The organism is Rhodococcoides navarretei, assembly GCF_038069675.1.
Classification (GTDB): Bacteria; Actinomycetota; Actinomycetes; order Mycobacteriales; family Mycobacteriaceae; genus Rhodococcoides; species Rhodococcoides navarretei.
In genome coordinates this window covers 4,760,332-4,778,702 of record NZ_JBBPCN010000001.1, presented here as the reverse complement: position 1 = coordinate 4,778,702, position 18,371 = coordinate 4,760,332, and the positions used below count along the sequence as shown (strand labels likewise).

Here is an 18,371-nt window from a genome sequence, read left to right as displayed (position 1 = left end):
CCGTGTTTGCCTCTTCTGCTTTCGGGGGACTATCCCAGCCATGAAGATCGGTGTCGTCGTCAGTGCGGTCGTAGCGGTTGTCGTGTCGTTTCTCGGCTCCGGCGCATGGATCGGTACGCCCATCGCCGAGGCGGCCGGCGGAGCGCTCAGTGCCACGTCGACGCTGGTGGCACCCGCTGGGCCTGCGTTCTCCATCTGGTCGGTGATCTACACCGGGCTGATCGTGTACGCCGTCTGGCAGTTCCTTCCCGGGCGCACTGCACGTCACGACGCCCTGCGGGCACCGATCGTCGCGTCGATGTTGCTCAACCCGGCGTGGATTCTCGCGATTCAGTTCGGCCAGGTATGGCTGAGCGTCGTGGTCATCGTTGCGTTGCTGGCGGTGCTCGTCCGCGTGTTCGTGCTGATGCAGCAGCATCGAGCGGAGGGAGTCGCCGACGCGGTGATCACCGACGGCACCATGGGCCTCTACCTCGGGTGGGTGTGCGTGGCCACGATCGCCAACATCTCCGCATGGCTGGTGAGTCTCGGATTCACCGGTGCCGCACCGGCATGGGCGATTGCCGTGCTCGTCGTCGCCGCTGCCGTCGGGATACTGCTGGCCCGGTATTCAGGCGGGGCGATCGCGCCGATGCTCGCCATCGTGTGGGGCCTGGCGTGGCTGGCGCAGGGTCGGCTGGCGGGAGAGGTGACGAACACGACGGTCGGATGGACCGCGGTGCTCGCCGCCTCTGTCGTCGCGCTGGCGACCGTGGGGATCAGGCTTCGATCGCAGCGGGCCACCGGCCGTCAGAGCGTCGCGGCGTAGTAGCTTCCCCAACGCGTGTTCAGGAAGTCGGACAGCAGAGCCGAGGAATCGGTTGTGCGCCATGCGACATGACCGTCGGGACGGACGAGAACGGCTCCGGTCTCACCTACCTCGTACAGCGATATCAACTCCTCTCGATCGACGCCGACCGGTGGGTCCATGACGACGAGTGCGATACCGGGCCGCGTGTCACCGAGTTCCTGCACCGCTGGTGCCCACGCGGAACCGTCGAAAGTGAAGAGTGTCAGCATGTTCGGGTCCAGTACGTCGTGCGGCGACACGAGCTGACCGTCGACCGACACAAGGGCGTGCGGCATCCGTGCGCCCGGGTACGTGGTGGGCACGTAATCGACCACGTCCTCGGTGGGTTTCGCCGACGCGTCCTGCGCGACGAGCGGACTGTCGTAGAGGTAGCCGAATTGCAGTCCGGTGGAGACGAAGTGCTCCACCTGTAGGGGGATCGCGTCGGCGATTTCGGCGCGGAGTTTCGCGGACCCGGGGGTATCCGGGCGCAGGTTCCGTGACCGGCTCATCTGCTTGCGTGTTGCTGCGGCCGCGAGGGGCGCGATCAGTCGGCCCGGGATCTTGTTCAGTGGAGCCCGCCCCATGGCCTGAGTTGCCTTGGCCAGCATGGCGTTGGTGATGCCCACCCGCTTGCCGATGTCGTCCATCCGGAAGTGGTTGGCGACGCTCTGCTCGGCAAATTTCTCCACCACGGGGCGGCGCTCCGTGTCGTAGGTGTCGAGCAGCTCCGGAGCCGCCGTGCCCGAGAGCACGGCGTCGAGCTTCCACGCGAGGTTGTGTGCATCCTGCACACCCGAATTGAGACCGAAGCCGCCGGTGTGCGGAAAACGATGGGCGGCGTCGCCGAGCAGGAGCAGGCGATCGCGTCGAAAGCTGTCCGCCGTCTGCGAGGTCATCACCCAGGTTCCGGTCGACTCCAGCTCGAAGTCGTGGGATCCCAACACCTTCGGAAGTGTCTTCTCCCAGAATCGTCGGCCGTTTCTCGCTATCTCCTGATCGGGATGCAGGTAGGCCGTCATCAGGATGTAGCGATGATCCGCATGCGAGATGAGCACCCCACACAGGTCCGGGGTGTAGATCCAACTCAACAACGGACGCGCGTCGTCGGGAAACAGTGTGGTGGAGGTGAAGAAGGCACTGCCCATGTTGGCCAGTACCGGCCCGGTCAGCGAGATCCTTGCGGCATCCCGGGTTGCGCTGTTGGCACCGTCGCAGGCCAGCACGTACGGGGCACGCACCTCGGTGTTGTCGCCCATCGCTGTTCGGAGGGCGACACGGGCGTCACCGGGAGACGATTCGACCGAGTCCACGGTGACTCCGCGTCGAAATTCGATCAGCGGTTCTGCGTCGACTGCGTCCCACAGCGCCGGCATCAGGATGTGCTGGCCGATGTGCGAAACCATGTAGGGGCTCTGGCTCTCCACGACGGCTTTGCGTTCGGGATCGGACAGCAGATCGATGGACCCGATGGCGTCACCGGCCAGGTCGCCGTACCAGCTGATCAAGTTCACCTGGTCGTGCGGAGGCGACATCGCCGCTATCGACTTGGCCAGTTCGGGGCTGTACTCGTTCCAGATCTCCAGCGTTCGAGCATTGATGACGTGTGCCGCCGGATGGAACAGCGGACTCCTTCGACGCTCGAGCAGCACGGTGCGAATACCTCTGCGTGCCAACAGAAGCGCTGCGGTGGTACCCGCAGGCCCCGCACCGATGATGACGACCGGGCTGCTCATCGGACGATGGTTTCCTGGGTGCCCAGATCGATCGAGCCGTCCGGGGTACGGATGGTGGCCGTGACGACGTCGTCCACCGAAAGATACTTCGGGTTCTTGGCCTGTCGCGCGAAGAAGAACTTCCACTTCAGTGCAGGCGGAATGAGCTCGCCGATCTTCTGAATCGCTTTCGGTGGGGCCGAGATCGCGGTGCCGATCGGCGTTCCGGTCAGCAGAACGTCGCCTGCGGTCATGTTCTGAAAACGGGCCAGTCGGGTGAAGGCGTCGGCGGGAGGAGTGATGAGATCGTTGCCGATCGTCTGGTCCTGTCGAGTTTCGCCGTTGACCGCCAATGTCATGCGTAGCTCGGGCAGTCGACGCAACTCGTCGTTGTCGAGCAGAACCAATCGGGGACCGAGTGGGGTGAAGGTAGGATACGACTTGCTCTCGTACACCTGCACTTTCGTCAGCTGTATCTCCCGAGCCGAGACGTCGTTGGCGACGACGAAGCCGGCGACATAGGAACCGAGGTCGTCGTCGGTGACCGTCGTCCCGATGGGAATATCGGCACCGACCACCACGCCCAGCTCGATCTCGTAGTCGAGCAGCCCGACCTCCGGTGGCTGTCGAATGGGATCGTTCGGGCCACTGATCGACGCGGACGACTTGCGAAAGAACGTCGGCTGCAGCGTCTTCGGGTCCGATCCGGCGTCGATCGCATGCGAACGGTAGTTGAGCAACTGCGCCACCACTCGGCACGGTGCGGTGATGGGCGAGACGAGCTCGAGCTCGGTGATGTTCGTCCCTGCTCCCGAAGCGGCATCGACGGCCGTGCGGTCGGCCAGAAGCTCACGGGTGGTCCGGGCATCGGTGTCGATCCGAACGGCCTGATCGCCGTCGAGACGCCACCAGCTGTCCTCGGTCCGAATGATGTTGATAGGCATGATGTTCGATCTCCCCCCTAGAAGTTCGGTCACAAAGTTTTCGGAGTGATGGTCTTCTTGTTGGCGACCACCGGCCGGCCGGGCCTCGTGCCCGCCTCACGCTGCCGCAGCTCCTCGTGAGTGGCTCCGTTGCGCAGCCTGCTCAGGAGGTAGTCGGGGTCGATGTTGACTCCGATGGGATTGCGCGCGAATTCCTCGGTGAAGAAGAAGGCCGCGGTGTTGTCCGGGTCGAAGTTCTCCACCTGGAACTCGAGCCGAACGCCGTCGGGATCCTCGTAGTACAGCGAGATCGTGGGTCCGTGATTGATGGACCACACCGGAACAATGCCCAGGCGCTTGAGCCGCACGTAGTTCTCCAGCAGCCGTTCGAGCGAGACGAACGTCAGGGCGATGTGGTCGATGCCGTAGGCCTTGCGTCGCAGCTTGGCGAAGGGGAACAGGAACTTGACGGGCTTCGGTACGGCGATGATCGCCAGTCGGTGTGACTCGTCGTCCCAGGTCAAGAACGTGATCTCGTCGTCCTGGTACGCGATCTCTGCACCGAACACTGTGCCGTACCAGCGCACCATCTCCTCGGTGCGAGCCGACTTGACGACCCAGTGCGCGATGTAGTCGGGCGCGACCCGGGGTGTCGTGGTTGCCGGTGCATCCTGCTGTGCGCTCATGAATCGACCTTTCGTCGTGATCGCGAAGTGTGATCCAGGTTATGTCTACTTTGACTGTCAGTCAATAATTTGACTGACAGTCAGTCGAATCTTGCCGTCGACCGGTGCCCGAGGTCGGGTGGAGTGGCAATCAGGCGGGTGGGATCAGCAGGTGAACACGCCCAACGAGCGTCAGGGCGGTGTCGGTATCGGCACCGTCGAACACTGCCGTGTGTATGCCGCGCATGGCCCCGGTGAGGAGGCGCGCTGCTGCGAGCAGGTCGGTGTTGCGGTCGATCTGCCCCGCCTCGGCTGCGGCGCGGAGCAATTCGACGATCGCGTTCACGAAGCTGTCGTGCCAGTGTTCGGCGGTTCCCTCGGATTTCGGTACGCCGAGATTGCGGAACAGCACGTGCGTGCGCGGCGTCTCGTAGATGCTTTCGGCAGCTATTCGCAGAAATGTCTGCAACTGCTCGAGTGGGGTGTTCGGCCAGCCGGCATCCGCAGACCGTTCACCGATGCGCTCGATCAGCACGGTAGCGGCGTCGTCGACTGCAGCCTGGAACAGGTCGCGTTTGCTGGGAAAGTGGTGGAAGGCCGTTCTCGGCGCGAGACCGCATCGGGCAGCGACACTTTCGATCGTGATGTCCGCGTAGTCGGCGTGCCGCAGTAGTTCTTGGGTGGCCTCGATCAGTCGTGCCGGTGCGGGCCCGGGTTCCTCCGTTGCGGACGACCCGGCCCAGCGGTACAGCGTGGTGGTGTGAATGCCCAGGGACGACGCGACGGCCGCTGGGCTCTCTGAACCGCCGAATGCGCGCGCCACCGCTTCCTTGCGATCGTCGAGTGTGAATCTGGAGACCCTGGCCATGATCGTGACAGTCTAGTGGAGCATGCGCGCGAGGGCGGGTAGCAGAACTCGTGCGGGGACGATACCCACCATCGCCGCTTGTAGTGAATTGCGACGTCCCGAAACAACATGCGGCCGAGATCGTTTGGAGTCGAGCGCCATCATGGCGGTGGCGACCACGTCGGCCGGTGTCTGGTAGGTGCCGGTGGCGGTGGCCGAGTCACCGATGACGTCGAAGAATTCGGTATGGGTGGGGCCAGGGTTGAGTGCGAGCACTCGGACGCCGTGCTGTTCCGACTCGAACCAGAGGGACTGGCTGAAGCTCAGCACGAACGCTTTTGCGGCCGCATACACCGCGAGAGTCGGGACGGGTTGGAACGCAGTCGTACTGGCGACATTGACGATGGTGCCCTCTCCTCGGGCGATCATGTCGGGGAGGAAGGCCGAGCAGATGTCCACCACAGCACGGATGTCGACGGCTACGAGGCGCTCGAAGTCGTCGGCGTCGCCGTCGGCGAACGGTCCCTGCACGGCGAATCCCGCGTTGTTGACGACGAGATCGATGCGCTCCGGCACGATCTCGCGTAGCCGGCGGCCACTCGCGGACTCGGACAGGTCCCAGGGCACGGTTCGGCAGCGCACGTCGTAGGCCGATTCGAGCTCCTCTGCCAGTGCTGACAGTCGGTCCTCTCGCCGCGCGACGAGTACCAGGTCGGAGCCGCGGGCGGCCAGAGCTCGCGCGAATTCGGCTCCGATTCCCGAACTCGCGCCGGTGACCAGCGAGCGACCCGGACTGTATCGAAAAGCTCTGCGGCTCATCGGTCCGAGCGTCCGAATTCGCTGCAGGAGCGCCGCGCGAACTCTTCGTAAGACGTGGGTGCGTGTCCGAGCAGTGTCGGCAGAACCGTCAGATCTCCCGCCGCGAGGCCCTGGCGGTCGTAGTGGGCCATCATCGTGCGGTACGCCTCACGTGCGTCGGCCGGCCAATTCTTCATGTCGCGAGGGTTCGATGCGGCCTGCGCACCGCGAACGAGGTGACCGACAGAGTTCAGTTTCGTCGACTGCAGTGCATGTCCGACGACCGAGGCCATCGACGGCAGTACGTTCAGCGAGTTCGTCAGCGACGACGGTGGGATCCGAACGGCGGTGACCCGGTGGCCCAGTACTCGAGACCAGATCTCGGCCATCTCGTGGCGGGTGAGTTCGACGGTGGACAGGTCGTACGTGTGACCGGTGTGCGGCGACGGGTCGATCAGAATGTTCGCTGCGGCCTCGGCAACGTCGGCGAGGTCGACGACGCCCATGACGCTGTTCGGTGACACCGGATACGGCATGACCCCGGCCTGCAGGAACTCCCACACTTCCAGGTAGTTCTGCATGTAGTGCGAGGGTCTGAACACAGTGGTGGGGATTCCGCTCTCACGCAACAGTCCCTCGGCGATGTCTTTCTGGTGATGATGCGTCAGCTGATGCAGGTCCGGATGGATCACTGAGTGAAAAACGATGTGCTGCAATCCCTGTGCCGGTGCCGAGGCGATCAGGTGCTCGATGATCGGTCTTTCGTCGATGACCTGGGTCGGTGCCGCGTGGTAGATGACGTCGGTCCCGGCCAGTGCGTTGTCGAGCGTCTCGGCCGACCGTAGATCGCCCACGACGACCTCGGTCGCTCCGTCCCGGCGGGTGGTCGCAGCCTGACTCTCGTTCTTGACGACCGCGCGAATGGGCACATTCCGTGTGGCCAGTCGTCGGACGAGTAGTCGTCCGACTCCGCCTGCAGCGCTGGTAACCGTGATCATCGGACCTCCTTGACGGGTGGGCCCGGCGAACTCCGGCCCTTTTGCGAATATTGCATAGCTCATGCAGATAACGCAAGAGGGTGACACGCGAGCGTGGCGCGATCTGCATTAGTCTCGGGCCGTGCCCTCGAACGACGTCGACGATGCAGAGCAGTCACGGCGCGCTCGCCCACGCCGCGATCGCCGCCAGGCGCTGATCGACGCCGCGATCGAGCTCATCTCCGAAGGTGCCAGTGCAGACATCAGTGCGGCTGCGATCTCGCGCAGAGCCGGTGTGGCACATGGGCTGCTCTTCTACTACTTCACCGACAAGCAGGGCCTGGTCGAGGCCGCGCTGGCCGACGTTCTCGGCAGATTGGCCGATGCGCAAGGGCCGCAGCCCGAGGAGCAGACCGTCCGGACTCGGTTGGAGGGCTTCGTCCGACGGCACATCGAATTCTTGCGGGATCATCGCGCGTTGTACTTGCGCGTCGTCCGCGAGGAAGAATTCGGCGAGGCCGGGGTCGAGAGCGCGCTTCGGCAGGCTCGCGCCGAGGGGGAGCGGCAGGTTGCGGCCCTGGCCGAACTTCCGGATCCGCTGCCGCCGCTCGTCGTGGCCGCGATCTCGGGGTGGACGGGCTTTCTCGACCGGACCGCGGAGGCCTTCTTCGACACCCCGGACATCGAACTGGACGCCTTGGTCGCGTTGATCGTCGACGCCTTCGAGGCCGTCGTCGAATCCGCGACGCGTCGAAGCGAATGATCAGGACGACAAGAAACGGCCACCGAACCACCCGTAAAATTGCGCAGATTGCACAATCGAGTACACCGCTATTGCGCAGCCGGTGAACCTCTGGTCGACTGACGCCGGTTGCATCACCGACGCGACTGACTCGGCGCTTCGCAATCCGAACGCTTGCCTCAGGGAAAGACGGGGCCACATCCGGTCCCGTCTCTTCCACTCGATGCACTCTTTCGTCGCCAACTTCAGGAGTCTCCGGCCATGACCAGCCTCAGCTCGACCACAGACGATTCGGCCACCGGTGGGCGCGAAACTCTGCACGACATCTCCGAACGCGTGCTGTGGCTCTCGACATCGATGATCCACCACGCCAACCGAATCCGGCCCAATCCGACGGGACTCAAGGTCGGCGGGCATCAGGCTTCCTGCGCGTCGATGGTCACGATCATGACATCGCTGTGGTTCGAGCAGTTGACCGCAGCAGACCGGGTGTCGGTCAAGCCGCATGCCTCGCCGGTGTTGCATGCCATCAACTACCTTCTCGGTGACTTGGACGAGAAGTATCTGACGACCCTTCGCTCGTACGGTGGCCTGCAGTCCTACCCGTCACGCGCGAAGGATCCCGACACCGTCGACTACTCCACCGGCTCTGTCGGAATCGGTGCGACAGCGCCTATCTGGGGCGCGATGTCTCGCCGCTTCGTCGACTCGGCATTCTCGGCAGATGCGGCGGTCCCGTTTCGGGGTCGGCAGTACTCGCTCGTCGGAGACGCCGAGCTCGACGAAGGTGCCGTGTGGGAGGCCGTCATCGACCCCGGCATCGGAGAGTTGGGCGAGATCGTCTGGATCGTCGACCTCAATCGTCAGTCGCTCGACCGGGTGGTGCCGAACATCGCCGCGGGGCGTCTCGAGAAGATGTTCGACGCCGCAGGCTGGCAGGTCATCACGGTCCGCTTCGGGCGGTTGCTCGAGAATCTGTTCGCCCGCACCGGCGGTGATGCTCTTCGTCGACGCATTCTCGACATGCCCAATCCCGAGTATCAGCGGCTGCTGCGTTGCTCGGCGTCGGATCTGCGTGATCGGCTGCCCGGCAAGGGTTCCGACGCGGCCGCGATCGTCGAGCTGATCGCCGATCTCGACGACCTGATGCTCACCGAGTCGATTCGCAACCTCGGCGGACACGATCTGGACGCGCTGCGTGAGGCATACGCGCAGATCGACGACACCCGTCCCACAGTGATCATCGCCTACACCGTCAAGGGCTTCGGGCTCCCCACTCAGGGGCATCCACAGAATCACTCGTCGCTGCTGACGGTCGACGAGTATGCAGCTCTCGCAGAGACTCTCGGCACGGACGCCGGCTCGCCCTGGGACCGGTTCGACGCCGAGAGCGCAGCCGGCCGGTTGTGCGCCGAGGTCGCCGAACGTCGACAGCGCGAACAGTTCTCGTATGCGGAACCACCGAGCGTGCCCACCGACATCGGACGTACGCCGAAAGGCACTGCCACGACGCAGGCCGCACTCGGCCGCACCCTGATCGACCTCACCCGTGAGGCACCCGATGCGGCTCGACGCGTCGTCACGGTCAGTCCCGATGTCAGCTCCACCACCAATCTCGGCGGTTGGGTCAACAAGGTCGGTGTCTGGTCGTCCTCGGAGCGGCACGACTGGTTCGGCGACGACGCCGAAACCATCATGCACTGGCGTGAAGGTCCCACCGGTCAACACATGGAACTCGGTATCGCAGAGACCAATCTGGTCGGATTGATGGGCGAGCTGGGTGCAACGTGGAGTCGGTGGGGAGAGCCCCTGTTCCCCATCGGAGTGATGTACGACCCGTTCGTCGAGCGCGCCCTCGAGCCGTGGTCGTACGGCATCTACGCGGGCGGCCAGTCGATTCTGGTCGGCACTCCGTCGGGTGTCACGCTGGCCGCGGAAGGTGGCGCGCACCAGTCGATCAAGACTCCGTCGATCGGTCTCGAACAGCCCGGCTGCATCTCGTACGAGCCGGCGTTCGCCATCGACGTGGAGTGGACGTTGCTCGCCAGTATCGCCAAGCTCGGTCGTCCCGACGGCACCTCGGCGTACCTGCGTCTGTCGACCCGTCCGGTCGATCAGACGTTGGCCGACGTGCCGAGCGATCCGGCGGCCCGCGAACGCAGGCGCAAGCAGGTGGTGGCCGGCGGTTATCCTCTCGTTCGACGAGACGGTGCCACCGTTACGATCGCGGCGATGGGTGCGCTCATGCCCGAGGCTCTCGATGCCGCAGCACGTTTGGAGCAGATCGGTATTCTCGCGGACGTCCTGTGCATCACCAGCCCCGGCCAGCTCTACCGTGCCGTGCAGGCGCGGCAGGGGCATGGAGATGCCGAATCGTGGATTCTCGATCAGCTGCTGCCGGCCGATCGGGCGACACCGATGGTGACCGTGCTCGACGGCCATCCGCACACCCTGGCCTTCCTCGCGAACGTGAACCGCGTCGCATCGACGTCGTTGGGCGTCAGCAACTTCGGTCAGGTCGGGTCGCTGGACGAGGTGTACAAGCACCATCACATCGATACCGATTCGATCGTCGGTGCCGCTTTGGACGTCACCGGCCAGTAGCTACGCGGGTGTTCGCTCGGACACCCATTGACAGCGAGCGTACGGTTGGGTCATTCGGTGAAGGTCATCACCGCTGACAGGCCTCGTGCACGTCAACAGGTGTAATGACTGCACCATCTGGGACGCGATCTACTTGACCGATTCGACATCCAACGGCCGCATTCGTGATGCCGCTACCAAAGCCACGGCTGCAGCCGCATTCGACGAAGAAATCTCGGCTGCTCTGCCTGCCCGGCGACGTCGGCTTGCAGGCGAAGACTATTTTGCCGAAGACACCTTCGATGCTCTCGACATTTTTCGCGGAATATTGCTCGAGCACAAGCGTTTCGAAACTCTCTTGCAGGGCCTGTGTGACCAGGTGGTCGCTGCCATCCCGTGGGCTGACATGGCGGGAGTGACTTTGCTCCGTCATGATTCCGACAATCCCGCGACGGCGGCATGCTCGAATGCGCGTGTGATCGATATCGACGCCGATCAGTACGCGGCAGACGAGGGCCCGTGTCTCGAAGCTGCGAGAACCAACCAGATCGTCAGTGTTCGGATCGACGAGGTCGCCACTCGCTGGCCGAATTTCGCGTCTGCAGCCGCCGCGATCGGAGTGACAAGTTATCTGTCTGCTCCGTTGGCTGTCGACTCGGGACATGCCGGTTCGCTGAATCTTTATGGATTCGACTGCGAGGGATTCAGCGATGTCGACGAGGTTCTCGTCAAGATGTTCGTCACCTCGGTCGAAGCTGCGGTGTGGAATTCGCGCCATGCGGCAGAAGCAAGAACGGAAGCGGACGGTCTTCGAGAGGCGATGAAGACACGTGGAACGATCGAGCAGGCCAAAGGAATTTTGATAGCCGTGCGCGGCATCTCACCCGAAGTGGCATTCGCGGTTCTGGCCGAGCAGTCGCAGCGCGAGAACGTCCGTGTTGCCGTACTGGCAGCGCGGGTGGTGAACTCGGCGGTCTCGAAGGCCGTAGGGTCGCATTGACGCCGACAGCTCGGTCCCACAATGGTTCAGCGAAGCCGAACGATCTGCGTTATCGAAGGTCGAGAAGGTCAAGGCCCATGACGGACACTCCGATTCACGACGAACTTCAGCATTATCTCGATATCGACACCGGTGGGGGGAATCGGAAGAACGAGCCCGTCGGCCGACCGGCCCCGGCCCCGGTGCCCACGCACGCGCCGGCCCGGCACCAGAGGGCGTGACGGCGTGGCCACAGCACGAGAGAAGCAAGACGTCGCTCTCGCCGACTACCGCCGGGCCAAGGAGCGCGAGCAGGGATTGGCCGGGGAGCGTGGTCAGACGGACAGCGATGTTCCGCTGGTCGTCGCCTCCGACGACGCCGAACTGCGTGGTGCAGTCGAGGCCGACGTGTCAGCGCAAGAGGCACTCAGTGCGGCGCTGCGCGCAGATGACGACTGAGCCTCGGCTCAGTACCAGGTCACGGTCGTCAGCTGCGGGGGCCTGCCGTGGGGTCGACGACGGCATGCACGTCGACGCCGTAGGACGCCGGTAGTTCGCTGCTGCACAGCGTTCGGGCTTCGTCCGGGGAGATGCCCAGCGCGCGCAGGACCCGCTCGGTGGTGCCGTCGACCGTCGCCGCCTCGTCGCGATCGGGCTGCGCCAGCAGCAGTCGACCCATGGACAGGAGAGTGCCTGCCACCAGGGCGAGGGCCACATCCGGGTCGTCCACATCGAATCTTCCTCGTGCGGCAGCCGATTCGATATCGCGGCGTGAACGTGGTGCCAGGCCCCCCGCTGCGGCGAAGGCCGAGGCCTCGGAGTTGAGCAGGACGCGGCTCAGTTGCGGCTCGAGGCGGAAGAGGCGTCCGGACAAGCGAAACGACTGGGTGAATTTCTCGACCGGGTCGTCCAGGCCGACGGTGAGCGAGTCGAGGTAGTCGCCGGCGGATTCGAGGGCCGAGTCGATGGCTGCCTGCCACAGTTCTTCTTTGGTCTCGAAGTAGTTGTAGAACGATCCGTTGCTGACGTCGGCGGCCTGCGTGATCTCGAGAACGGGTGCGTTGGTGTTGCCGCTCGCCAGGAATCCCTGCGCGGCCTTGACGAGGGCGGCTCTGGTGCGCGCCTTGCGGCGCTCGACGCGGTTGCCTTCGGTCACGGTCTGCTCCTGCTCTGCGGTGTGAGTGAGGGCAGCCTATCGCGTCTCAATGATGACGAATTCGTCAAAAAGCCTTGACGGACGGCAGTGCCATGGGTGACGATATCGTCAATACCCTGTGAATGCGGGGTGCATCGACTCTTCCGGCGGCACCGAAGGACCTCATGACGACCAACGCGACGATCCCGCAGTACCGCGCCGATATCTATTCCACCGAGGCGCTCCTCGATCCGTACCCGCACTACGCGAGGTTGCGTGAGCTCGGCCCGGTGGTGTGGCTGCCGCGCCAGCAGGTGTTCGCCGTCTCGCGCTATGCCGGGTGCAAGGCAGTGCTGCTCGACGACGAGACCTTCGTTTCCGGGGACGGTGTCGCGCTCAATCCCGTTGCGAACCGGTTGGGCCGTGGGACGACGCTCAACAGTGATGGCGAGGACCATGCAACCAAGCGCTCGGTGCTGGCGCACCGGCTCACCCCGAAGGCCGTACGCAAGATGAAGGCGGCGGTGGAGGACAAGGCCGAAAGCATCGTCGACGCGGCCCTGCGCCAGAAGTCTGTCGACGGCGTCGATGACCTTGCCACGGCGCTACCGATGTCGATCGTGCCTGATCTGGTCGGGTGGCCGGAGGACGGCCGCGAAGATCTACTTCGTTGGGCAGGAGCAACATTCGACTCCCTCGGTCCCGTCAATCGGCACTCGATCTCGGCCGCGAAGGGTGCCGCCGAAATGTTCGCTTTCTCCAGGAAGGTGGTGCGAGAACGATCGGTGCTGCCCGGGAGCATGGGCGACGACGTTCTGAAAGCCGCCGACGAGAACAAGATCGAACAGTCCGCGTGCCCTGCGCTCATGATTGACTACCTCGGTCCCTCACTCGACACCACCATCGGGGCGATTTCCGGTGCTCTCGATCTGTTCGCTCGGCATCCCGAGCAATGGCAGGCACTTCGGCAGGACCCTGACCTCATCCCCAATGCGATCAACGAGGTCGTTCGATACGAGTCGCCGATCAGAGCGTTCTCGCGTCGAGCCGTGCGTGACGTCGAGATCGACGGATCACGCATCCCGAAAGGTGCTCGCGTACTGGTGGTCTACGCGTCGGCGAACCGTGACGAGCGCGAATGGGACCGCCCCGACGAGTTCGACATCACCCGGGACGCCGCGCGCCAACTCGGCTTCGGTTCCGGGGTGCACGGGTGCGCCGGCCAAGGGCTCGCGCGACTGGAAGCCCAGACCATGCTGCGAGTACTCGCGCGGCGAGTCGATCGAATCGTGGCCACCGGTGCGCCGAAAAGGGCCGTCAACAACGTCATTCATCGATACGAACAGTTGCCACTGAAATTGGTGGCAGCAGAAGGGACACAGCAATGAGAGTCGACGTCGACTGGGATCGGTGCGAGGGGCATGGCATCTGCGCCGAGCAAGCACCCAAGGTGTTCAGCCTCGATGACGAGGGCGAACTGCATTACGCGTTCGACGACAACGACATTCCCGACGACCTTGCAGCCTCGGCCCGGTCTGCGATCGGCGTGTGCCCGGTGGCGGCACTGCGAGAGCAGGCGTGAGCTCCTCGGGCCGAAGGATCGTCATTGTCGGCGACTCCATAGCCGCGTGCACCGCTGCACGGGAACTACGCGCCCGCGGACACAAGGGTTCGCTCACGATGATCGGTGCCGACGCGGACGGTTGCTACGCGCGGCCGCCGCTGTCCAAGCATGTTCTGAAAGGTGAAGCAGTGGAGGCGGAAACGTGGGACCTGTGCGATCTCGACATCACCACGATCGTTGATCGTGCTGTATCGACGGATACCGAGAATCGGATCGTCACCACCGCCGCCGGTACCGATGTTCCCTACGATCGCTTGATCGTCGCCACCGGAGCTGCCGCACGTCGCATCGCCGCTCCGGATCAGGCGGGCGAGACGGTGCTGCGGACGTTCGACGATGTTCGGTCACTGCGTCCGAGACTCGATGCGGCACAGACGGCAATCGTCGTCGGTGCCGGATTCCTCGGCATGGAGGTCGCGAGTGCCTGTGCTGCACGCGGTATCGCAGTGACCGTCGTCGATGTGGATCCTCCGCTGCAACGGCTCCTGGGTTCTTTCCTGTCCGACGCGATAGTGGCGCGAGCCGAGGCCTCCTCGGTGCAGTTCGTTCGGACGAATGCTCCCGTCGCTTTGGTCGGTGAGCCCGTCACGGGTATCGAGTTCGCAGACACGAAGCTGGCTGCCGATGTCGTCGTCACCTGCGCCGGTGATGTGCCGCAGACGGACTGGCTGGACGGTGCCGGTATCGCGGACCGTATCGGGGTCGGCGTCGACTATCTCTGCGCTACAGCGATTCCCGGAGTATTTGCTGCCGGGGACGTCGCCTACGCGCGTGCTGCGTCCCGTCGAGCCCCGTTCTGGTCCAATGCCGTCGCGCAGGGCAAAGTTGCCGCCGCCTCGGCGCTCGGCCTCGAACCGACGTGCGCCCCCACCGACGACTATTTCTGGACCGAGATTCTGGGACTGTCCATCAAAGTCGTCGGTCCACTCCCACTACAGGGAGAACCCACCGTCCTCGAAGGTTCGGTCGACGACGGATCGGCGCTGTTGCAGTGGAACCACGAGGACGGCCGCGCCACCATCGTTGCCTACGGCATGAAGAAGGCCGTCGGACTGCTCCGAAAACTCGCCCGCAACAACGGTGTTCCCACTACGTAAGGAATTTCATGGCTCTCGGCTCTGCGTCAGGTCTGGTTCGTCGTCTTCCCGAGGCAGTCGGGCTGGCCCGCGCGGCGATCGGCATCGCGCATATGATTGCGCCCACTCGTGCCAACGAACTCCTCGCCGGCCCCGACGCTGCGGTAGCGACCACACGAGCTGCCGCTCGCACCTTCGGTATTCGGGAGATCTACATCGGCGGCGGCCTGTACGCGGCAACGCGGTACGCACCCAACGCGGTGCGCACACTGCTGCGCGCAGGCGTGGCCGTCGACGTCTGGGACACCGCGGCGTTCGCGCTCACCGCTCACCTGCCACAACGAACGAGAACGGCCGGCTGTGCCATCGCAGGAGGCTTCGTGATCGCCGGCGCGCTCGCCGATCTGCAGCTGGACCGGTAGTGGACAATATCGCGCGCACTCTGCGAGCCGCGAGCATCGAAGCCGTGCGCTTCTACAACCGACTCGAAGTGACGGTGGCGCAGCCAGTTCCGGACACTCCGGTATTGTTCGTCGCCAACCACGGGTTCGGCGGAGTCGTCGACCTCAACGTGTTCGCGTTCGCAGCCGCCTACGACGAACTGGGTGTCGACCGAGAACTGATCACGCTGACGCACCAGATCGCCTGGACACTGCATGCCGAGAAGCTGATCGAGCCGTTCGGTGCCAGGCCCGCCGGTCGGCAGACGGCCCTGGACGCTTTCGCGGACGGCCACAACGTCCTGGTGTTCCCGGGCGGTGATGTCGATGCGCTCAAGACCTGGAAACACCGGAACGAGATCCTGTTCGACGGGCGCTCCGGGTACGCCCGGTTGGCGATGGAGGCGGGGGTGCCGATTGTCCCCGTGGTGACCGCCGGTGCCGGGGAGTCGCTGCTCGTACTCGGGAGCGGCAAGCGATTGGCGAAGGCTCTGAGGTTGGACAAGGCGCTGCGGCTCAAGACGCTGCCACTGTCGGTGTCCATTCCCTGGGGCGTCAATCTCGGTGTGGTCGGACTCCTTCCGTATCTGCCGTTGCCCACCAAGCTCGACACGTCGGTGCTGGCACCCATGCGACCCGATACCGACGAGACGGCCGAGGAATTCGCGGGCCGGGTGCATTCCGCGATGCAAGCCGAGCTCGACGAACTGACGAAAGACCGGCGTCCCGTCATCGGATGACTCGCCGAGCGGGGGATGCAGTCATACTCGGAGCCATGCGCTCGAAGCAGAAGATTCTCGACGCCACCCTCGGGCTCATTGCCGAGGGTGGGTTCGAGGACGTCACCATTGCCGCGGCGGCGCGCGCTGCGGGCGTGACGAGGCAGACGGTGTATTCGATCTTCAGCACGCGCGAGGACATGATCTCCGAGGCGATGGTCGGCCTCGTTGTCGGCTTCATGGGCGAGATAGGGGAGAAGGCCGATCGGGCCGAAACGGCATCGGACTTCGTCGTCGAAACCATTGTGGCCGCTCGAGATCTCCTTCGCCGACAACCGGTTCTGAATACGTTGCTCCGTTCGGGCACTGCGAATCCGCTGTTCGATCCGGACGTGATGGATCGAGCCGAGCCGGTGGTGCGCCAGTTCCTCGACGGCTACATCGAACGACATCCCGAATTCGATCCGACGCAGTTCGACGGTGTCGAGGCGGTGTTCACGCGCAACGCGCTGTCGGTCATTCTGTTCGACGATCCGACAATTCACGACGACGACGGTCTACGGGCATACCTCCGACGCTGGTTGGTGCCGCTTCTTACCTTCAGCTGACCCGGTGGAACTTGACACTATTGCCCACTTCTGTCTAGTTTTACTTCGCACGGGCACGTGACACAGGTCTCGATGCGCGCTGCTGCACACCATTGGGGGGTACGTGTCGAATTTGAACCGCCGGTCGTTTCTCGGCGCAACTGCGGTTGCGGGGTTGGCCGCAGTGTCGGGCGCGGGGGTGGCGCGAGCGGCCGGCGGCCGACGCGTCCAGATCCCACTGACCCGCGAGGACCACCGTGTGGTGATCATCGGATCGGGGTTCGGCGGTGGCGTCGCCGCATTGCGCCTGGCCGAGGCCGGGGTGCCGGTTCTGGTGCTCGAGCGCGGAAGGCGTTGGAACACAGGACCGAATGGCGACACTTTCCCCAACGCGACGGCACCGGACAAGCGCATGCTGTGGCACGGTTCGAGTCCCAACCTGTTCGGTAGGCCGGTTCCGTTCGATCCATACGTCGGCCTGCTGGAGGCGGTACCCGGAGACAACATGACGGCGCTGTGCGCGGCCGGTGTCGGAGGCGGATCCCTGATCTACCAGGGAATGACACTGCAGCCCTCGCAGTCGGTGTTCGAGAAGTACTTTCCGGCCGGACTGGATTGGTCGACTCTGAATCGGGTGCACTACCCACGCGTGGCGCGGATGTTGCAGCTCGAGCAGGCTCCCGACGAGTTGATCGATACGCCCAATTATCAAGCGGCGCGGGTGTTCGCGGCCAGTGCTCGTAGAGCGGGCCTGCCGGTGTCGAAGATCCCGATGCCGATCGATTGGAACTTCGCGCTCGACGAGACGCGTGGCGTGATGAAGCCGTCGTACACCGATGGGTCCGGTGCGTTCGGCGTCAACAACGGCGGCAAGCACTCCGTGGATGTCACCTACATCGCCGCCGCCGAGACGACGGGGCTGGCCACCGTGGCCACCCAGCACGATGTCTCCCGGATAGAACGTGCCGCCGACGGCCGCTGGACGGTCCATGTGGACCGAATCGACTCCGACGGAGGGGTTCTCGAGAACAAGATCCTCACCACCGGCACGCTGATCATGGCCGCCGGTAGTCTCAACACCACCAAGCTGTTGGTTCGCGCGGGAGCCACCGGTGCCATTCCCGATCTGCCGGACCAACTCGGCCAGGGCTGGGGCACCAACGCCGATCGTATCTACGTGTGGTCCAGCATCGAGCAGCAGTTCGGGACCCCGCAGGGCGGTCCGGTGGTGTTCGGCAGCCTGAACTGGGACGACCCGAACACTGCGCACACGGTCATCCAGGCATCCATACCGCCGTTGTCGTTCGATGCCCACAGCACCATGCTCGTCGGCTACGGAGTCAGCAGCGGCCGTGGGCATTTCGGCTACGACTCCGGCGCAGACCAGGTGCGATTGCACTGGCCCGCCAATGGCGACAACGTCATTCAGAACGGGTCGATCGATCCGACGGTGCGTCGCATCGCCGGATCGGGCAGCATTCTCACCGATACCAACGCGGTGTTCCCGTCCACCTGGCATCCATTGGGTGGAGCCAACATGGGCCCGGTGTGCGATCTCGACGGACGCGTACACGGCCAGCGGGGACTGTACGTGCTCGACGGGGCGCTCATGCCCGGCACCACCGCAGCGTGCAACCCGTCCATGACCATCGCAGCATTGGCCGAACGTGCGTTGGACAACATCGTCGCCGGCGATGTCGGCACCGTTGTTTGACCCCCTCCTCAGAAAGAG

General features: G+C 64.3%; 20 protein-coding genes. 12 read left to right on the top strand and 8 right to left on the bottom strand.

Annotation, left to right across the window (positions count from 1 at the left end):
• The first annotated feature begins 40 nt into the window (after positions 1 to 40).
• Complete coding sequence (locus AABD04_RS22625; protein ID WP_341442569.1) at positions 41 to 808, top strand: tryptophan-rich sensory protein; 768 nt, start codon at positions 41 to 43, stop codon at positions 806 to 808.
• Here the strand turns inward: AABD04_RS22625 and AABD04_RS22620 are convergent.
• The 6 genes from AABD04_RS22620 to AABD04_RS22595 form a co-directional block, all read right to left on the bottom strand.
• On the bottom strand, positions 790 to 2,565 hold the full coding sequence (locus AABD04_RS22620; protein ID WP_341442568.1) for an FAD-dependent monooxygenase: 1,776 nt from the start codon (positions 2,563 to 2,565) through the stop codon (positions 790 to 792). The two genes, AABD04_RS22625 and AABD04_RS22620, sit on opposite strands and share 19 nt — an antisense overlap.
• Positions 2,562 to 3,488 (bottom strand): fumarylacetoacetate hydrolase family protein, encoded by a 927-nt coding sequence (locus tag AABD04_RS22615; protein ID WP_341442567.1) that lies wholly within the window; start codon positions 3,486 to 3,488, stop codon positions 2,562 to 2,564. The genes AABD04_RS22620 and AABD04_RS22615 overlap by 4 nt, the downstream gene beginning before the upstream one ends.
• A 29-nt stretch (positions 3,489 to 3,517) precedes the next feature.
• Positions 3,518 to 4,153, bottom strand: a complete 636-nt coding sequence (locus AABD04_RS22610) for a VOC family protein (protein ID WP_341442566.1) — start codon at positions 4,151 to 4,153, stop codon at positions 3,518 to 3,520.
• Between the two features lie 130 nt (positions 4,154 to 4,283).
• Entirely contained in the window at positions 4,284 to 5,000 is a 717-nt protein-coding gene (locus AABD04_RS22605) for a TetR family transcriptional regulator (protein WP_341442565.1), read from the bottom strand.
• A gap of 12 nt (positions 5,001 to 5,012) precedes the next feature.
• Positions 5,013 to 5,798 carry an SDR family NAD(P)-dependent oxidoreductase gene (locus tag AABD04_RS22600; protein ID WP_341442564.1) on the bottom strand — a complete coding sequence of 262 codons (786 nt, stop codon included), beginning with the start codon at positions 5,796 to 5,798 and terminating at the stop codon, positions 5,013 to 5,015.
• Entirely contained in the window at positions 5,795 to 6,775 is a 981-nt protein-coding gene (locus AABD04_RS22595; protein WP_341442563.1) for an SDR family oxidoreductase, read from the bottom strand. The genes AABD04_RS22600 and AABD04_RS22595 overlap by 4 nt, the downstream gene beginning before the upstream one ends.
• Positions 6,776 to 6,896: 121 nt before the next feature.
• Here AABD04_RS22595 and AABD04_RS22590 point away from each other — a divergent pair, with 121 nt between their 5' ends.
• Positions 6,897 to 7,517, top strand: a complete 621-nt coding sequence (locus AABD04_RS22590) for a TetR/AcrR family transcriptional regulator (RefSeq protein ID WP_335740460.1) — start codon at positions 6,897 to 6,899, stop codon at positions 7,515 to 7,517.
• Positions 7,518 to 7,757: 240 nt separating this feature from the next.
• A complete protein-coding gene (locus tag AABD04_RS22585; protein ID WP_335740461.1) occupies positions 7,758 to 10,100 on the top strand; it encodes a transketolase-like TK C-terminal-containing protein in 2,343 nt (780 codons plus the stop codon).
• Positions 10,101 to 10,167: 67 nt separating this feature from the next.
• Here AABD04_RS22585 and AABD04_RS22580 read toward each other — a convergent pair whose 3' ends face one another.
• Positions 10,168 to 10,512, bottom strand: a complete 345-nt coding sequence (locus AABD04_RS22580; protein ID WP_341443143.1) for a hypothetical protein — start codon at positions 10,510 to 10,512, stop codon at positions 10,168 to 10,170.
• Between AABD04_RS22580 and AABD04_RS22575 the strand changes: the two genes are divergently transcribed.
• Both AABD04_RS22575 and AABD04_RS22570 read left to right on the top strand, forming a co-directional pair.
• Positions 10,486 to 11,079 (top strand): ANTAR domain-containing response regulator, encoded by a 594-nt coding sequence (locus AABD04_RS22575; protein ID WP_374230289.1) that lies wholly within the window; start codon positions 10,486 to 10,488, stop codon positions 11,077 to 11,079. The two genes, AABD04_RS22580 and AABD04_RS22575, sit on opposite strands and share 27 nt — an antisense overlap.
• Positions 11,080 to 11,304: 225 nt before the next feature.
• A complete protein-coding gene (locus AABD04_RS22570; protein ID WP_335740463.1) occupies positions 11,305 to 11,517 on the top strand; it encodes a hypothetical protein in 213 nt (70 codons plus the stop codon).
• Between the two features lie 28 nt (positions 11,518 to 11,545).
• Here AABD04_RS22570 and AABD04_RS22565 read toward each other — a convergent pair whose 3' ends face one another.
• A complete protein-coding gene (locus AABD04_RS22565) occupies positions 11,546 to 12,214 on the bottom strand; it encodes a TetR/AcrR family transcriptional regulator (RefSeq protein WP_341442562.1) in 669 nt (222 codons plus the stop codon).
• A gap of 164 nt (positions 12,215 to 12,378) precedes the next feature.
• Between AABD04_RS22565 and AABD04_RS22560 the strand changes: the two genes are divergently transcribed.
• From AABD04_RS22560 to AABD04_RS22530, 7 genes are all read left to right on the top strand, one after another.
• Positions 12,379 to 13,581 carry a cytochrome P450 gene (locus AABD04_RS22560; protein WP_341442561.1) on the top strand — a complete coding sequence of 401 codons (1,203 nt, stop codon included), beginning with the start codon at positions 12,379 to 12,381 and terminating at the stop codon, positions 13,579 to 13,581.
• Positions 13,578 to 13,775 (top strand): ferredoxin, encoded by a 198-nt coding sequence (locus tag AABD04_RS22555; protein WP_037147192.1) that lies wholly within the window; start codon positions 13,578 to 13,580, stop codon positions 13,773 to 13,775. The genes AABD04_RS22560 and AABD04_RS22555 overlap by 4 nt, the downstream gene beginning before the upstream one ends.
• The gene (locus tag AABD04_RS22550; protein ID WP_341442560.1) at positions 13,772 to 14,914 is read left to right on the top strand and encodes an NAD(P)/FAD-dependent oxidoreductase; all 1,143 of its coding nucleotides are present in this window, start codon (positions 13,772 to 13,774) and stop codon (positions 14,912 to 14,914) included. Before AABD04_RS22555 ends, AABD04_RS22550 begins: the two co-directional genes overlap by 4 nt.
• A gap of 8 nt (positions 14,915 to 14,922) precedes the next feature.
• Positions 14,923 to 15,315, top strand: a complete 393-nt coding sequence (locus AABD04_RS22545; protein WP_335740468.1) for a hypothetical protein — start codon at positions 14,923 to 14,925, stop codon at positions 15,313 to 15,315.
• Positions 15,315 to 16,073 (top strand): lysophospholipid acyltransferase family protein, encoded by a 759-nt coding sequence (locus tag AABD04_RS22540; RefSeq protein ID WP_341442559.1) that lies wholly within the window; start codon positions 15,315 to 15,317, stop codon positions 16,071 to 16,073. Before AABD04_RS22545 ends, AABD04_RS22540 begins: the two co-directional genes overlap by 1 nt.
• A 35-nt stretch (positions 16,074 to 16,108) precedes the next feature.
• Complete coding sequence (locus AABD04_RS22535) at positions 16,109 to 16,660, top strand: TetR/AcrR family transcriptional regulator (protein WP_243609113.1); 552 nt, start codon at positions 16,109 to 16,111, stop codon at positions 16,658 to 16,660.
• A gap of 103 nt (positions 16,661 to 16,763) precedes the next feature.
• Positions 16,764 to 18,353: a GMC oxidoreductase gene (locus tag AABD04_RS22530; RefSeq protein WP_341442558.1), complete on the top strand. Its 1,590-nt coding sequence runs from the start codon at positions 16,764 to 16,766 to the stop codon at positions 18,351 to 18,353.
• The last annotated feature ends 18 nt before the right edge of the window (positions 18,354 to 18,371 follow it).

Bases quoted from the DNA above. Each gene is read 5' to 3' on its own strand.
- AABD04_RS22610 (WP_341442566.1), bottom strand. From the start codon at position 4,153: ATGAGCGCACAGCAGGATGCACCGGCAACCACGACACCCCGGGTCGCG.
- AABD04_RS22545 (WP_335740468.1), top strand. From the start codon at position 14,923: ATGGCTCTCGGCTCTGCGTCAGGTCTGGTTCGTCGTCTTCCCGAGGCA.
- AABD04_RS22625 (WP_341442569.1), top strand. From the start codon at position 41: ATGAAGATCGGTGTCGTCGTCAGTGCGGTCGTAGCGGTTGTCGTGTCG.
- AABD04_RS22575 (WP_374230289.1), top strand. From the start codon at position 10,486: ATGGCGGGAGTGACTTTGCTCCGTCATGATTCCGACAATCCCGCGACG.
- AABD04_RS22615 (WP_341442567.1), bottom strand. From the start codon at position 3,488: ATGCCTATCAACATCATTCGGACCGAGGACAGCTGGTGGCGTCTCGAC.
- AABD04_RS22605 (WP_341442565.1), bottom strand. From the start codon at position 5,000: ATGGCCAGGGTCTCCAGATTCACACTCGACGATCGCAAGGAAGCGGTG.
- AABD04_RS22585 (WP_335740461.1), top strand. From the start codon at position 7,758: ATGACCAGCCTCAGCTCGACCACAGACGATTCGGCCACCGGTGGGCGC.
- AABD04_RS22580 (WP_341443143.1), bottom strand. From the start codon at position 10,512: ATGACGGAGCAAAGTCACTCCCGCCATGTCAGCCCACGGGATGGCAGC.
- AABD04_RS22620 (WP_341442568.1), bottom strand. From the start codon at position 2,565: ATGAGCAGCCCGGTCGTCATCATCGGTGCGGGGCCTGCGGGTACCACC.
- AABD04_RS22555 (WP_037147192.1), top strand. From the start codon at position 13,578: ATGAGAGTCGACGTCGACTGGGATCGGTGCGAGGGGCATGGCATCTGC.
- AABD04_RS22595 (WP_341442563.1), bottom strand. From the start codon at position 6,775: ATGATCACGGTTACCAGCGCTGCAGGCGGAGTCGGACGACTACTCGTC.
- AABD04_RS22535 (WP_243609113.1), top strand. From the start codon at position 16,109: ATGCGCTCGAAGCAGAAGATTCTCGACGCCACCCTCGGGCTCATTGCC.
- AABD04_RS22600 (WP_341442564.1), bottom strand. From the start codon at position 5,798: ATGAGCCGCAGAGCTTTTCGATACAGTCCGGGTCGCTCGCTGGTCACC.
- AABD04_RS22560 (WP_341442561.1), top strand. From the start codon at position 12,379: ATGACGACCAACGCGACGATCCCGCAGTACCGCGCCGATATCTATTCC.